Origin of the sequence: Dokdonia sinensis (assembly GCF_003688895.1) — a bacterium.
In the GTDB taxonomy this organism is placed as follows: domain Bacteria; phylum Bacteroidota; class Bacteroidia; order Flavobacteriales; family Flavobacteriaceae; genus Dokdonia; species Dokdonia sinensis.
Map to the genome: position 1 here is coordinate 42,989 of NZ_REFV01000003.1, position 15,904 is coordinate 58,892.

The window sequence follows — 15,904 nt, forward strand, 5'->3', positions numbered from 1 at the left end:
ATGAATTACTTTTACATTGATATTTATTAGGACAATGAAAAATTACCGTATCTACAGCTACATTACTTTAGGTTTTGCCTTATTCTTTTTTGTAATCTCACTATTCTCGACCCCATATTTTGTGCGGCACACTATAAAGTCTTCTTTAGAAAATGACATTGCTGCCGGAAAACAAGAAGCATCTCAAATGGCGTTGTTATCTGGTGAGTTGCTCAATAAAAATGTGGATAAACAATTTGTAATCGAAAGTATTCAAAAAGCAATTGCAAATACAAATAACGAAAATGTGTTTTTGTCTGTCATAGATTGGTCAGGAAAAGTGGTATCCTATCCAGACGTAACAAATATAGGAATTAGTACCAGTGACTCCTCTAATGAAGTTGCTACTATGGAATCTCTCATCACCCCAGATGAACTATATGAGATCATTACATCAAAACTCCTAGAGGGAAATCAAAATATAGGCTCAAACATAATCTACATTAAATCTATTCCCAATTCTGACCTGATCGTTGCTACTCATATAAACGAGAAGAAAATACAGGAAAAAATAGATAGAACAAGAAATCAATTTAATATTGCTTTTTTAATCCTAGGTCTCCTCACGCTTTTATTCACTCTAAGTATCATACGCTATTTAAGCAGTTTTTATGAAAAGCTTTTAGACCAGAAAACTATAAAGATAGAAGACAGTGTGCTCAGTTTATCTAAGCTCAATAGCTCGCTGGATGCATACCAAAAAAATTTACTGGAATTAAAAAAATCTCAGGTACAACTTCCTGAAGAACAAACACAGGAAACACCCGTTCAAAATATCGAAAAATCCAAACAACGCTTACTTACCTACGTACGTAATGAGCTTGTTTCTATACCCACAGAAGACATCGCTTACATATATGTGGATAACACCATTACTTATGTCATCAGAAAAGATGGAAAACGCTCAACTACAAATGACAGTCTAGATCAAATATTCTCTAGTCTAGATGAACAATTATTTTTTAGAGCAAATCGGCAAATAATTGTAGCGATACACGCCATTGAGACGATTACAAAATTTGGCAATAGTGCATTAAAAATTCAAACAGATCCTGAGTCAGAAGTAGAGATTGTAATCGGTAAGAACAAAGCCGCTTCTTTTAAACAATGGCTGGATCTTTAAGCTGACACTAATTAGTGTACGCTTTCGCGAAAGCGTAATCTTACTTCTTAGTAAGGTTAAGGTGCTCTGCAAAGTACTCACAAAAATCCTTCATCGTGTCGGCCATTTTATCATCTCCCGTTGCCTTGCGAAAGGTACTAGTCATCCCCACAAGCGTCTGGTGAAAGAATTTTTGCATTTCGTCTACAGGCATTTCTTTAGTCCACAGGTCTATGCTCACAGTCTCCTGTTGCTCGCTATCCCATAAAGACAGTAGCATCGCCTTTGCCTCTTCATTTGCAGCACCACCATCACGGGCGGTCCACTCCATCTTTTCTGGAACGCGGTTTTCATCTAGAGAAACAGTTATTTTAATATCAGATTTATGAACAATTGCCATATTGCTAGGACTTTTTAGGTTTATATTTTGCGCTTGCAAAGATAGTAGCTGCATCTTGAACGAGCATCGTTTTAAGCGGGACATCGCTATTTTCCATATAGGATTTTACGATTTCGTACCCTATATAGCGACCTATGCGACCAGGAGTCTCATTATCAAAAGCAAGGTAGAATTTAGAAAACGGCGCAGGATCTAGAAAACGCGTTCCCAGCTTGCGGTCTGTGGCATATAAAAGTTCCTTAGACACAAAATATTCCCACACATTCTTTTCATTTTCTTGAGAAAAAACATATTCATCTTGGGTAAACCCCAAAACTTCATATTCCGTTTTGAGCGACAAGAGTTGCTTTGCAAAATACACGAGCTTTCCTTCATATATCATTTGTGACAGGAAGGTATTCCCCTGTGGAAGCGCTGTATGCTCTCTTGCAAAAGCATAGGCCACATCGATGTCGATTTGATTAGGCTCAAAGTACCGCGATTGAAACTTAGCGATATTACCATAAAAATAATGGTCAGCGCCTAAGTATGTGTCTAGAGCGACAATTAACAAACTATCTGCAAGCACCACTTTATTGCGATAATCTACCTCAGAAATTATGGTAATAACCTTTGGGTCTGGCTGCTTCGGGTAATAATATTTTATGTGCTTAAATACATTCTCTAGGGCAACTTTCTCTTCGTCAAAATCTGGAAAAGCTTTTGCTACTTCGCGATTGAGTTCTTGCTGTAAGGTATCTTGAAATTTATTTGCCCAATAGGCGTCGTCATATTGCTTGGCAAATAGATAGGGAAACTCTTTTTTTAACTTTGGAAGTTCAGCCATAGATGATTTTGCAAATGTCTTGTCAAATCTCACCACCTCAACTTCTACGGGGATTTCACTCACCGCATCCGGTATTTTTGCATCATCTGAGCAGCTTATTATTGCTGCCAAAATGAGTAGCATCACCATCATTTTCTTCATAGAGTTTGTATCTTTAAGGTTGTAAACGATAAACTTGGATAAATCTTATGAGGAGTCCGCTTTCGCGAAAGCGTAGCACTCCCAAAGCAACTCCAAAAATACCATTTTTTAAAACTTTAAAATTTCTTCCAGATGCAGACCGAAAAAGTGATAGACCATATAGTAAACTGGCTAAAAGAATACGCCACCAAAGCAGGAATGAACGGTTTTGTAATTGGGATAAGTGGTGGAATAGACAGCGCACTCACCTCAACGCTGTGTGCAAAAACTGGTCTACGCCTTTTATGCGTTGAGATGCCTATACATCAAGACGAGCGCCAGGTTGCAAGAGGCCGTGAGCACATTGCTCAACTCAAAAAACGCTTTGCAAACGTTACAAATGTTGAAGTAAATCTCACACAAACCTTTGAAGATTTAAAAGTAGCGCTACCTGCAGTAGAAGAGAGCGAGCAACTCAATCTCAGTCTCGCAAATACCAGAGCGAGATTACGTATGAGTACCCTGTATTATTTTGCTGGGCTTCACAAATACCTTGTGGCGGGAACTGGAAATAAGGTAGAAGATTTTGGCGTAGGATTTTACACTAAATATGGTGACGGCGGTGTAGATCTAAGTCCCATCGCAGACCTTATGAAATCCGAAGTGTTTAAACTCGCAGCGGCACTTGATGTTCCTGCTAGTATTCTTAAGGCAAAACCCACAGACGGGCTTTGGGGAGATGACCGTACAGACGAAGACCAGATAGGTGCAACTTATGACCAGCTGGAATGGGCAATGACACAAGATGATTTAGGTAAAACTGCAGCCGACTTTGAAGGGGAAATGAAACGTGTATTTGCACTTTACAAAAAACTAAATAATGCAAACCAACACAAAATGAACCCAATTCCAGTATGTGAAATACCCGTTCATCTAAAGAATTAACACTTTTATCGATTAACAACTCATTTATGGGTAGTGAGAAGCATTTCTTTGTACTTTGCGTTTATATTTAAAATCCCCCGATTTTAACTGTAAAATTACCCAACCAAATGGATAAAGTTTTAATCGCTGATCATCATCCGATCACGCGCAAGGGGGTTACCTCAATTCTCCGTGCAGAAGAAAAATATGACGTCATAGGATATATAAGTGACGGTAATGATTTGCTTGGTTTTCTAACAAAAAATGAAGTAGACATTCTAATTTTAGAAATTGATATCCCAAATCTCAATAGCATCACAGCTATTAAAGCGATAAAAAGGGAGTTCCCACACATCAAAATATTTATTTTAAGTTGCCACCCTGAAGAGATGTATGCTCTAAGTGCAATAAAATATGGTGCTGCCGGATATGTTTCGAAAACGGCATCACTACAAAAAATACTAGATGCTGTAAATCAAATACAAAGGGGAGGTATATATCTTAATGAAGACTTGAGCCGTCGTCTTGTAGACCAAGGAAGCACTACTCAAGGACTTGCATACAAATACAAACGCCTATCTAGCAGAGAGATAGAAGTACTAAATCTTCTTTCAAATGGTAGACGAAACAAGGAAATAGCTTCTGAGCTGGATATTAATGAGAAGACGGTAAGCACCTATAAGATGCGTTTGCTTAAAAAACTAGATGCCCAGAATGTTGCAGAACTTATCAAGCACGCTCGGCTATTACAAAGCGCGAGTATCTAATTAAGTTTAGCCGAAAAAACTCTGCCCAACTTCTCATTGAGCAAGGTGTTGAGACTCAAATAATCCTTGATATCGCTTAAAATATCACTGTTGTTATTCTCATTAGAAATGGTACCAGAGAGTTCTTGAATTTTTTGACTTATAAGATAACCACGCAAGCTCAAGATAGTCTCAGAAACAAACTGCGCGATACTCTTGTCCTTAGTTTTTACAAAAACATCGCGGTCTTGCCATCTATGTAACGTATATTTTTCCTCGCCAAAGATGATACTGGATATCTCTGAGGACTCTTCTGGAGATAGCTCGTTTATAAAACTATCTACTTTAAATTCCGGATTAGTACTAAGCTTCTCAACAATTTTTGCGTACAAAGATTTAAAGAGGTCATTTGTAAACTCTACTTCGTCCTCTTGTAAATCGAGGTATATTTTCTCAAATACTTTTGCCTTATGCACAACCGGTTCTAACTCTAGACCACCATCTTCATTTTCTTTTAACACCAAGTCTTCAAAATCTTCTTCTTCCTGCCCGTAAAGTAGCAACGCCTCTATGAGTTTGCGCTCTAGTTCGAACAATACGTTTACTTTTTCTGCGGGAGCAACAGTTTCATCTTGAATTATAGAAAAGGGTTTAGGAGCGTCTTTTTTCTGCTGTTTTGAAGCTTCCTTTTGATTTTTATTTGAAATTTGGGCCAGCGTGTTGTACAATACAGACTCAGAAATATCCATAATGCGTGAGCATTCTTGCACGTAAATCTCTCGCTTTATGGTGTCTGGTATTTTTGAGATACTCTCCACCATATCCCGAACAATCTCCGCCCTTTTTATAGGATCTCCTTTGGACTGCTCTACAAGAAGCTGTGCTTTGTACTGGATAAAATCCTTTGCATTCTCATTAAAGAAATTGAGTATCTCTTCTTGGGTATGCTTTCGCGAAAAGCTATCTGGATCCTCTCCATCAGGAAAGGCACATACCTTTACATTCATTCCCTGCTCCAGAATTAGATCTATACCGCGTATGGCCGCTCTTTGTCCCGCCGCATCTCCGTCAAAGAGTACGGTAATATTTTTTGTCAGTCTATTAATAAGTCTAATCTGGTCTGACGTAAGTGCCGTTCCTGAAGAGGAAACTACGTTCTCTATTCCAGACTGGTGCATCTGGATGACATCTGTATATCCTTCGACGAGGTAGCAGTTATCCTCTTTGGCTATGGATTGCTTTGCATAGTAAATCCCATAGAGCACTTTACTTTTGTGGTAAATATCGCTTTCTGGAGAGTTCAGATATTTTGCTGCCTTTTTACTGCTGTCTAAGATACGTCCACCAAAACCAAGCACGCGACCACTCATAGAATGTATAGGGAACATCACCCGCCCCTTAAATCGGTCAAACTGCTTTTCCTCTTTTACAATACTGAGCCCCGTTTTTTCTAAAAAGTCAAGTTTATACCCCTTGCGCAATGCTTCACTTGTAAATGCATCCCATTGATCAGGATTGTATCCCAATTGAAATTTCTTTATCGTCTCATCTGTAAAACCCCGTTCTTTAAAATAGCTAAGCCCGATGGCTTTTCCCTGCTCAGTATTGAGCATTGTCTCGTGAAAGTAATCTCTGGCATATTCGCTCACGACATACAGACTCTCACGCTCCGTCGCTGCAATCTTTTGCTCATCGGTTTGCTCAGTCTCCTCTACTTCAATATTATATTTTTTGGCCAAATATTTTATAGCCTCCGGATAACTAAAATGCTCGTGTTCCATTATAAATGAAACCGCTGTACCTCCTTTTCCACTTGAAAAATCTTTCCAGATCTGTTTTACAGGAGACACCATAAAACTGGGTGAGCGCTCGTCTGAAAATGGAGAAAGCCCCTTAAAATTAGACCCTGATTTTTTTAGATTTACAAAATCACCTATGACCTCCTCTACACGAGCAGTTTCAAAAACTTTGTCTATGGTCGATTTGCTTATCACGATTTACGCTTAGTCTTTTGGCTTTTGGCTTTTGGCTTTTGGATTTTGGATTTTGGCAATTTGACACAAAAGTGAGTCAACTACAAATATATCATACTAATATGTATTGGTTCGTACCAAAATACGAATTCCGCTTTCGCGAAAGCATAAAAAACACCTCCACAAAAACGGAATCACAGCTTAAAACAAACAATGTCTTTTAGTTCAAGAAAAATCGCAAGCCTAATGAGAGGTTATGTTGCTCAATGGGATTGTCTTTAAAGGTTGGGCTTAAATCATACTTTGCATAAAGCGCCGTTCCCCGAAGGCCGATATAGGCACTCAGTCCATAAACAAAGTCGTTTGTATTAAAATCTCCTCTTGTTTTTTGCTTGACCTGATCTCCATCCACATCAAACTCTAATTTCTGAACGTTTGAGAGATTGATCCCTGCATAACCTCCAAGGCCGAAAACTGGTCTATTGTGATAATGATGTGCTTCTCTTCCTTCACCGTAGACACGTTTCTTTTTTCCACCAAATTCAAAATGCAATGGCAACACCAAGTTCGTTTGTCTAAACTTTGCCGCGTTCTCTAATTTTTCAGGGAAATCAACTGTTATGGTTTCGTCACCATTTTCGGCAAAAGCTAGGTTGTCCTTTAATCGCAACTTGTTGAATTGCAATTCTACTCCATAACGCACACGCCAAAAGTTAGTTTCCCGAGAAAGCGCCGTAGTCCAATCCCATCCTAAACCAATATATCCTCCAGAAAGGCTAAAGTCTTCGCCCAGACCTTCTCCATCTACTACCGCCGTATTTACTCCGAAGGTTACAATGGGATTATTTTCTGTTCTGGAGTATTTTCTTTCTCTTTTGCCTACTTTTCCATCGTTAACGGTGACGCCATAAACTCTTTTTCCCTCTCCGTCTTCATCTCCCAAGCCTATCATGACTTGTGTCCCAAAATCATTACTGATTCTCCCGTTGCGCCCCACTAGAGCGATCTGATTATCAATTATAGAGGTTTCATTTTCGATATTGAGCGCGGCACTTTCGGCCGCCTCTTTTTTTAGGGCCTCGGCTTCGGAGGCGGTTATGATGTCCTTAGCAAGTTGAGCATTGATGTAAGCCACTCGGTTTTTTAATGTTTCCTTTTCATTCTCGATGACCCGTTCTCGCTTATCCTTAAGGTATTCTATCTGATACTGTTTTTCTTGTTGCTCGTCATCTTGCGCCATTCCATTTTGGGCAAAGAAAGCTACTGTCGCCACTAGGGCAATTTTAATAATGGTGTTCATAGTGTTTGATTTTTGTGCGCCTGTTAATGACGCTTATTGATGAAAATTTTAATTATTTCTATCTGCTACGGCATCTCTGGCGGTGTAAAACCCTTCCTTAAGTATACCGAAGACTTTGTCTTTAAATGTTTCTGGGTCTATGTCTGCCTCTACATCCAGCAATAGGGCATTTGCATCTACCTTATTAGATTGCTGGTCAAAAACACTAGCACTTATTATTTCCCGCCGGGCTTGTTTTAATAAGGCATCAACCTCTGTGTCTGTCACAGCATTAACATCTACTTGTGTCATAATTTCCTTAATTTTCTTATCAATGCTATTTTTCAGTATGGGACTTTCCTGCGTAGGCTTATCTATACTATTTTCCACAATGACTGTTCCTCCGTTCGTTTTTTCATCGGTGAGTACAGGGTTACTTATTTGTTTAAATGATTTCGATTTGTTTACTACGATAGCTGATTCCGCTTCTCTTTTTTGAGATTTATTTAATGGCTCAGAGATATCTTCCTTTGATTCATTAGACGATTGCATTACTTCGTTCGTTTGAACAACCTCAACATTTTTAGAATCATTAATTATCTGTGGCGCTACTATTTCCTCAGACTTGGTGCTCTCCTCTTGAGGTGCCTCTACAAAATTTGAATCGTTAGGAGACACATCGTTGCTCAATACAAATAAGGTTATAAGTGCCCCTCCTACAAAACTTGCGGCGATTGCAGACCAAAGTACGATTGTACCTTTCTTTTTCCCTTTCTCGTTATCAAGCTTGCTCGATATGCGGTCCCACGCAGCGCCCGTGGGAGCGATGCGACGCTCTTCCAAGCGTTCTTTCATATTATCTTCTAGCTTTATCGGTGCCATAGCTATAGTTATTAAGTTCTTTTAATCTTATCTGTAATTGCTTGCGCGCTTTAAAAAGTTGACTTTTTGAAGTGCTTTCTGAAATACCTAGTTCCTTTGCAATTTCCTGATGCTTGTATCCCTCTATGGCATACATGATAAATACGACGCGGTAACCTTCGGGCAAATCATCTATCATTTCCTGCAAATGCTCTACTTCAAAACTGGATTGAATATTATTTATAGATTCATTGCTTTCAATTGTTCCATCTTCAGAAAAGTATAATTTCTTTACTGCGCGTAGATAGGAAATACTCTCTCTTACCATAATCCTACGAATCCAACCTTCGAAACTCCCTTCGCCTTTAAAACTCGATAGATGTGTGAACACTTTTAAAAATCCGTTGCACATTGCCTCTTCAGCTTGATGGACATCTTTTATATAGTAGCGACACACGCTGAGCATTTTAGAAGCGTGTTGTTCGTAAAGCTCACGTTGCGCATCCCGTTGCCCTTTAATGGCTCGTTTTATAAGTTGTTTCTCACTATTGAGTTGTATGATTCTCATACTTGATTGATGGTTTCTATTTATATAGACGCAGGAGTTTTCTAAAAGGTTGCCTGAGGGGAAAACTTTTTTGATTAAAATAGAAAAACGAAATTAGAAAGTAGTAATCGATAGCTTATGGCACAGCAATCAAATTTATAAACAAGAGAGTAGGATCGTTAAAACCCACCCTTCGGCTACGCTCAAGATTCGTGATGTACCGCTTACTAAATTGATTGAGCTTACTTCTATGAGTTTCTCTTATCGTCGAAATGACGACTCGCTTCGGTTTCGATTTCCTAAAGTTACCCTTTGTACTTCATAGGAAGATGCACCACCTTTTTAGTCTCGAAAAAATCTTCTTTAAAAAAACTCGGCAGGTGGTAGATTTTTGCAGTAGTATATTTCTGGAGTTCTTCACTCAGGTCTCCTCCTTTAAGATATAGGATTCCGTTTTTAAGTTCGTGGTTACTTTTTTTGGCAATATGGCCTTTCACCCAGCGCACAAATGTTTCCATTTGGGCAACTGCTCTTGAGACGATAAAATCATATTGACCTGGTACATTCTCGACGCGGTCATTTGTGGTCTTGACGTTCGTAATTCCGAGCCCGTCCACAACCTCATTAACTACTTTAATTTTTTTACCGATGCTGTCTACCAGATGAAAATCTACTTCAGGATGCAGTATCGCAAGAGGAACGCCTGGAAAACCACCTCCAGTTCCTACGTCTAGAATTTTTGACCCTGGTTTGAATCGTTGCACCTTTGCAATCCCCAAAGAATGAAGCACGTGACGTAGATAGATCTCATCAATATCCTTTCGGCTGACGACGTTTATTTTAAGATTCCAGTCTTCGTACAAAACCCTGAGTTGCTCAAATTGAGCCTTTTGAGTCTCTGTTAAATCTGGAAAATATTTTAAGATGATATCCATAGGGTCCGCTATTCTCGAGCAAAAATACTCAAATTACCGCGTTAAATTTTGCTCATAACTTCTATCGTGGAGAATATATGTTTATTTTTACTCGTTGGTAATTTATTATTTACGCTTTCGCGAAAGCGTACCTATACAAAATACCACTAAGCGCAATATTTGACACAAAACTGCGCTTACCCTTAAAAAATAAAATATGGATACTACCATTAAATTCTCACGTGTAGATTCGGCTAAATTCTTCCGAACACTCAACAAACGCGTGAATACCTACTTTAAAGAGAATGAAATAAAGCGCACAGGAAACTGGAAATTATATATAAAGGCCATTGTAATGTTCTCTATGTATCTCGTTCCTTACTTTTTGTTTATGACGCTTGATATGCCGTGGTGGGTGCAACTCCTACTTACAATATTAATGGGTGTCGGGATGGCTGGCGTTGGTATGAATGTGATGCACGATGGTAATCACGGGTCATTCTCTAGCAAAAAATGGGTCAACAAATTAATGGGAAGTTCCATTTACATCTTAGCTGGAAACAGGTCTAACTGGCAAGTACAACATAATGTATTGCACCATACCTATACAAATATTCACGGCCACGATGAGGATATGGAAGCGGGACGTATACTTCGATTTTCAAAGCATAGCGAGTGGCGCAAGCACCACAAATTCCAACAATATTATTCCTTTATCTTGTATGGTTTACTCACCATAAACTGGGTAATTACGGCAGATATCACACAGATGAAACGTTATATCAAACGTAAATTATCTTATGGTAAATTACAGAGCCCTACAAAGCAATGGAGTACCCTCGTAATTACAAAACTTATTTATGTAGCCATCTGGCTAGTAATACCTCTTGTGTTTTTTGATATCACTTGGTGGAAAATCCTTCTAGGCTTTTTTATTATGCATTATACAGCTGGAGTAATCTTAAGTGTTATTTTCCAACTTGCACATATGGTAGAAGATGCGCATATGCCACTTCCAGATGAAACGGGAACGATGAAAAATACGTGGGCAATACACCAGTTATTTACTACCGTTAACTTTAGTACTAAAAATAAAATTATGAACTGGTTCTCTGGCGGTCTGAATCACCAGGTAGAACACCATATTTTCCCACACATCAGTCACGTGCACTACACAAAGATTAGTAAGATTGTAAAGGAAACTGCACAAGAGTTCAACCTACCTTACTTTGAGTACAAAACGACTCGTAAAGCGCTTGCGGCTCACTTCCGCCACTTACGTGAGATGGGAATGCAACCTGCGATATCTGCATAAAAACAGGTGAATTTTTCAGAAAATATCAAGCGCCAAATCTCATAAGGATTTGGCGCTTTTTGTTACCTTGCATTGTAAATTTTGTATAACCAGAAAAGCATAGGCTAGAATGAGTAAATTATCTACTAGAGTGACAAATATGGCAACCAGCGCGACGCTAGCAATGGCTGCAAAAGCAAGAGAATTAAGAGCCGAAGGCAAAGATATTATAGGACTCAGTCTGGGGGAACCAGATTTCAACACTCCTGATTTTATCAAAGACGCGGCCATTCAAGCTGTAAACGATAATTATAATTCTTACACTCCTGTAGATGGTTATGTAGACCTCAAGGAAGCAATAATCACAAAATTTAAACGCGATAACAATCTAGATTACAAGCTACCGCAAATTGTAGTTTCTACTGGAGCAAAGCAATCTCTGGCAAACATTGCCTTAGTTTGTCTAGACCCTGGCGATGAAGTTATTTTACCCTGTCCTTACTGGGTAAGCTATGCAGATATCGTAAAAATCGCCGAAGGTGTTCCCGTAGAAGTAAAAACCTCTATCGAAACCGATTTTAAAATGACCGCTTCTCAACTCGAGGCTGCCATTACGCCAAAAACAAAAATGCTTTGGTACAGTTCACCTTGTAATCCATCGGGTTCCATATACAGTAAAGAAGAATTACGCGCCCTTGCAGATGTGCTGGCTAAACACCCTCAAATCGTTGTGGTAAGTGACGAGATTTATGAGCATATAAATTATGTAGGAGCACACGCAAGTATGGCACAGTTTCCAGATATGTACGACCGCACAGTTACGGTAAACGGCGTTTCAAAAGCCTTTGCAATGACCGGGTGGCGTGTAGGATACATAGGTGGACCAGAATATATCGCTCGCGCTTGCAACAAGATGCAGGGACAGATTACCAGCGGGACTAACTGTATCGCTCAGCGTGCAGTAATTACAGCTCTGGAGGCACCCGTGAGCAAGGTAAAGTATATGGTAGATGAGTTTAAGAATAGACGTAAACTTATTCTCGATCTATTGTCAGACATCCCAGGTTTTCAGTGTAATGAGCCAGAAGGTGCGTTTTATGTATTCCCTAATATCTCTCACTATTTCGGTAAAACACTGGGCGGCACAAAAATTGAAAATGCAACTGACTTCTCTCTCTACTTACTGGAGGCGGCAAATGTTGCCACGGTAACCGGAGTTGCTTTTGGAAATCCAGATTGTATCCGTATATCATACGCGGCGAGTGTGGATAATATTAAAGAAGCGATGAAACGTGTGAAGGAGGCAGTATCCTAGGTTTCGTTTAAGCACAGATCCAAATAATGATCTTAATGCCATCTCATTGTGAGGTGGCATTTCTTTTTTATAGGTATCTTAGTATAGTAAACCATTGAGGGCGTGAAATAGTACGCTTTCGCGAAAGCAAAACCAAATGAAAAAAATACTACTCGCAGGACTAGCCTTAGTAACACTTATCGCCTGTAAAAACGAAACCAAAGAAACCGAAGAGACTCCCAAAAATGAAGTTGCCTTTAACACGCTTCTGGATGATTATTATGAGGAAGGGCTTAAGTTAAATCCACTTAATGCGACGATGACGGGTGACAATCGCTACAATGACCAGTTTCCAGATGTCCTTTCTGCCGAATATAAACAAGAGTTGAAGGCGTATTATAATAAATACAAAGATGCGCTTGTAACTTACGATGATGAAAATCTGAGTGAAACGGAGCAGATGAGCAAGGAAGTCCTCTTGTGGGATATTAATGTAAATCTGGAGGGAATGGAATATAAAAAAGACCTGATGCCCATAGACCAGATGTGGTCGCCACATTTAATGTTCGGTCAGCTGGCAAGTGGTGCAAGTGCACAACCATTTAAAACAACAGAGGATTACCGCAACTGGCAACTGCGAGTAGATGATTACCTCGTATGGCTCAATAGTGCTGAGGCTAACATGCGCAAGGGCATAGAAGAAGGTTATGTCCTTCCTAAGTCACTTATCAAAAAGGTAGTGCCACAAATGGATGCAATGGCACAACCAGATGTGGAAAATCACCTCTTCTATACCCCTGTCACAAATTTCCCAGAAGGAATGACTGAGGAAGACAAAAATATCATCCGTACAGATTACAAGAAGATGATTGAGGGGAAGGTAATTCCTGCGTATGCAAAAATGCGCGACTTTCTCGCAGGAGAATATATGGATGCTGGGCGCGATAGTTCTGGATATTCAGAGTTATCAGATGGTTCTGAATATTATAAATATGCCATAAAATATTATACGACCACGAATATGACGGCAGATGAGATTCATAATCTTGGCCTGAGCGAGGTTGCCCGCATACGCACCGAAATGGAAAAGGTAAAAGCGCAAGTTGGCTTTAAAGGGACACTTCAAGAGTTTTTTAACGACGTGCGTTCAAACAAAAAATTGATGCCTTATGATACTCCTGAAGAAATCATTGCCAACTTTAAAGAGATGCTTGAGACCATCAAGCCACAAGTGAATCAGCTATTTAGTGTACAGCCTAAAACGGCTTTTGAGGTGCGTCGCACAGAAGCTTTTAGAGAAAAAAGTGCCAGTGCAGAGTACAATCCAGGATCGCTTGACGGCACGCGCCCTGGTATATTTTATGTCCCCATTCCAGATGCTGCTACCTACAATGTTTATTCTGATGAATCATTATTTCTACATGAGGCCATTCCGGGGCATCACTTTCAGATTTCTTTAACTCAAGAAAGTGAGGTGTTACCACAGTTTAGGAAAACACTTTGGTACAGTGCTTATGGCGAGGGCTGGGCTTTATATTCAGAATCGCTTGGAAAAGAACTTGGGCTTTATACAGACCCGTATCAATATTTCGGAACACTGGGAGCGGAAATGCATCGCGCCGTGCGTCTCGTTGTTGACACCGGAATCCACACCAAAGGCTGGTCTCGTGAGAAAGCCATCGCATACTGCCTAGAAAACGAAGCCGAAAGTGAGGCCAGTATCATCTCAGAAATTGAACGCTATATGGCTATGCCAGGACAGGCGCTTTCCTACAAGATCGGTCAACTTAAAATACGTGAGTTGCGTGATCGTGCTTCAGCGGCGTTAGGAAACAAATTTGACATCCGCGAATATCACAAGCAAGTTTTGGAAACGGGATGTATCCCGCTGGCGGTGCTTGAAGAGAAGATTGATGAATGGATTAAAGAAAACAAGATATAAATCCCAATTTATTATAATGAAATATTTATTTCCCATACTTTTTATACTTCCTAGTTTAATATTTGCTCAGGAAGGCGATTATGCAGCTGACAGGCTTATATTAAAATTTAAAGAAAAATATTCCTCTTCAGAAATCAAAAGTTTGATTCAGGCTGAGGAATTTCAGCTTCTCAATGACTTGTTTGACGTTCAGTCCTTGAGAAATATAGGAAGCCATAAAACAAATGACACCTATGTTCTTTCTTTTGCTCTAGGTAATTATGAAATTAATGAAATAGCATCATTCTATAAAGGCTTAGATTACATAAAATTTGTAGAGAATGATTTTACTATGACTGGCGCTGGACGAAGAGTATCAGATCCCAATGACCCGCTATTTGAGAGCAGACAATGGTCTATGAATAACGAAGGCACCTTCTCGCTCTCTCCTGCAACGCAAGATGCTGATATTGACATGTTAGAGGCTTGGGAAATTACAACTGGAGATCCGGATTTAATAATAGGTGTCATAGATTCTGGCCTCCGTTTAAATCATCCTGAATTCGAAAATCGAATCTGGATTAATAATGCTGAGACTGAGGATGGTTTAGATTCTGACAATAATGGATATGTGGATGACATTTATGGATGGGATTTTGTAAATGAAGATTCCGACCCTACGGATGATCACGGTCACGGTACTAATGTTACAAGCATATTAGGAATGACAGGAAATAACGACATCGGTTATGCTGGGGTGAACTGGAACTCAAAAATAATGACTATCAAGGCACTAGACAGCAATAATTCAGGCTTCTATTCTTCAATGATTGAAGCAATTTATTATGCCGTAGACAATGGATGTGATGTTATAAATATGTCTATAGGAGGAAACTCTTCCTCAACCGCATTAGAGGCGGCCATAAATTATTGTTACTCTCAAGATGTGCCCATTGTAATTTCTACTGGAAACCAAGATGGTGTTATTCAGTATCCCGCACAATATGAAAACTCAATCGCTGTAGGCTCTACAAATCCTGATGACTCTCGTTCCTCTCCTTTTTTTTGGAGTTCCACAAGTGGCAGTAACTATGGACCAGCTTTAGACTATGTAGCCCCAGGAAATTATATATATGGAGCAAAGTATGATTCTGATACTAATTACAACACCTACTGGGGAGGCACGTCACAAGGCGCTCCTCATGTTGCGGGAGTAATTTCCTTGTTAAAATCGTTAGACCCTAATCTCACGGTAGACGAAATCAATAATATTCTGATAGCAACCTCTCAAGATGAAGTGGGTCCAGCAAATGAGGACACCCCTGGATTCGACAACTTTTTTGGTCACGGTCGCATAAATGCCCATGACGCTTTACAAAATGCCAGTCTCTCCATTGTTGAAAATAATTTAGCTACTTTTCCCGTTTACCCCAATCCTATTGCCTCAACTGGAGTTTTAAGAATTGGCACTTCAGAAAAACTAGATTTGAAAATCATCAACAGTTCAGGGCAGCAGGTGTTAGAAAGAATACAATATCAAGACAGTAACAATGGCCTCAAGATACCGAGATTAATTAGTGGTCTTTACATACTACAAATCACAAACGGAAATGGCAATAGTCATTTTAAGAAGCTTATTGTTAAATGAAAAAATAGCACCTCCA

Annotated in this window: 14 protein-coding genes; 7 read left to right on the forward strand and 7 right to left on the reverse strand. The window is 39.5% G+C overall.

Annotated features, from left to right (window positions below):
• Positions 1-34 precede the first annotated feature (34 nt).
• Entirely contained in the window at positions 35-1,162 is a 1,128-nt protein-coding gene (locus EAX61_RS04010) for a LytR/AlgR family response regulator transcription factor (RefSeq protein WP_121916387.1), read from the forward strand.
• A gap of 40 nt (positions 1,163-1,202) precedes the next feature.
• Here the strand turns inward: EAX61_RS04010 and gldC are convergent, their stop codons facing one another.
• Both gldC and gldB read right to left on the reverse strand, forming a co-directional pair.
• Positions 1,203-1,541 (reverse strand): gliding motility protein GldC, encoded by a 339-nt coding sequence (gene gldC, locus EAX61_RS04015; RefSeq protein WP_121916388.1) that lies wholly within the window; start codon positions 1,539-1,541, stop codon positions 1,203-1,205.
• A 4-nt stretch (positions 1,542-1,545) separates the two neighbouring features.
• Positions 1,546-2,508 (reverse strand): gliding motility lipoprotein GldB, encoded by a 963-nt coding sequence (gldB, locus tag EAX61_RS04020; RefSeq protein ID WP_121916389.1) that lies wholly within the window; start codon positions 2,506-2,508, stop codon positions 1,546-1,548.
• Between the two features lie 132 nt (positions 2,509-2,640).
• Here gldB and nadE point away from each other — a divergent pair, with 132 nt between their 5' ends.
• Entirely contained in the window at positions 2,641-3,432 is a 792-nt protein-coding gene (nadE, locus tag EAX61_RS04025) for an NAD(+) synthase (protein ID WP_121916390.1), read from the forward strand.
• Between the two features lie 107 nt (positions 3,433-3,539).
• Positions 3,540-4,178 carry a response regulator gene (locus EAX61_RS04030; protein WP_121916391.1) on the forward strand — a complete coding sequence of 213 codons (639 nt, stop codon included), beginning with the start codon at positions 3,540-3,542 and terminating at the stop codon, positions 4,176-4,178.
• Here the strand turns inward: EAX61_RS04030 and dnaG are convergent.
• The 5 genes from dnaG to rsmG form a co-directional block, all read right to left on the reverse strand.
• Entirely contained in the window at positions 4,175-6,151 is a 1,977-nt protein-coding gene (gene dnaG / locus EAX61_RS04035) for a DNA primase (RefSeq protein ID WP_121916392.1), read from the reverse strand. The genes EAX61_RS04030 and dnaG overlap by 4 nt on opposite strands.
• 199 nt (positions 6,152-6,350) lie before the next feature.
• A complete protein-coding gene (locus EAX61_RS04045) occupies positions 6,351-7,430 on the reverse strand; it encodes a hypothetical protein (RefSeq protein ID WP_121916393.1) in 1,080 nt (359 codons plus the stop codon).
• Positions 7,431-7,478: 48 nt separating this feature from the next.
• The gene (locus tag EAX61_RS04050) at positions 7,479-8,291 is read right to left on the reverse strand and encodes a hypothetical protein (RefSeq protein ID WP_121916394.1); all 813 of its coding nucleotides are present in this window, start codon (positions 8,289-8,291) and stop codon (positions 7,479-7,481) included.
• On the reverse strand, positions 8,266-8,838 hold the full coding sequence (locus tag EAX61_RS04055) for an RNA polymerase sigma factor (protein WP_121916395.1): 573 nt from the start codon (positions 8,836-8,838) through the stop codon (positions 8,266-8,268). The genes EAX61_RS04050 and EAX61_RS04055 overlap by 26 nt, the downstream gene beginning before the upstream one ends.
• Positions 8,839-9,122: 284 nt before the next feature.
• Positions 9,123-9,752, reverse strand: coding sequence for a 16S rRNA (guanine(527)-N(7))-methyltransferase RsmG (gene rsmG / locus EAX61_RS04060; RefSeq protein ID WP_121916396.1), 630 nt, complete (start codon positions 9,750-9,752; stop codon positions 9,123-9,125).
• Between the two features lie 196 nt (positions 9,753-9,948).
• On the opposite strand from rsmG, the gene EAX61_RS04065 reads away from it, so the two are divergent.
• The 4 genes from EAX61_RS04065 (at position 9,949) to EAX61_RS04080 (ending at position 15,888) form a co-directional block, all read left to right on the forward strand.
• The gene (locus EAX61_RS04065; protein ID WP_121916397.1) at positions 9,949-11,046 is read left to right on the forward strand and encodes a fatty acid desaturase family protein; all 1,098 of its coding nucleotides are present in this window, start codon (positions 9,949-9,951) and stop codon (positions 11,044-11,046) included.
• A gap of 109 nt (positions 11,047-11,155) precedes the next feature.
• Entirely contained in the window at positions 11,156-12,340 is a 1,185-nt protein-coding gene (locus EAX61_RS04070; RefSeq protein WP_121916398.1) for a pyridoxal phosphate-dependent aminotransferase, read from the forward strand.
• A 136-nt stretch (positions 12,341-12,476) separates the two neighbouring features.
• Positions 12,477-14,261 carry a DUF885 domain-containing protein gene (locus EAX61_RS04075; protein ID WP_121916399.1) on the forward strand — a complete coding sequence of 595 codons (1,785 nt, stop codon included), beginning with the start codon at positions 12,477-12,479 and terminating at the stop codon, positions 14,259-14,261.
• Positions 14,262-14,277: 16 nt separating this feature from the next.
• Positions 14,278-15,888: a S8 family serine peptidase gene (locus tag EAX61_RS04080; protein ID WP_161555187.1), complete on the forward strand. Its 1,611-nt coding sequence runs from the start codon at positions 14,278-14,280 to the stop codon at positions 15,886-15,888.
• Positions 15,889-15,904: the final 16 nt, after the last annotated feature.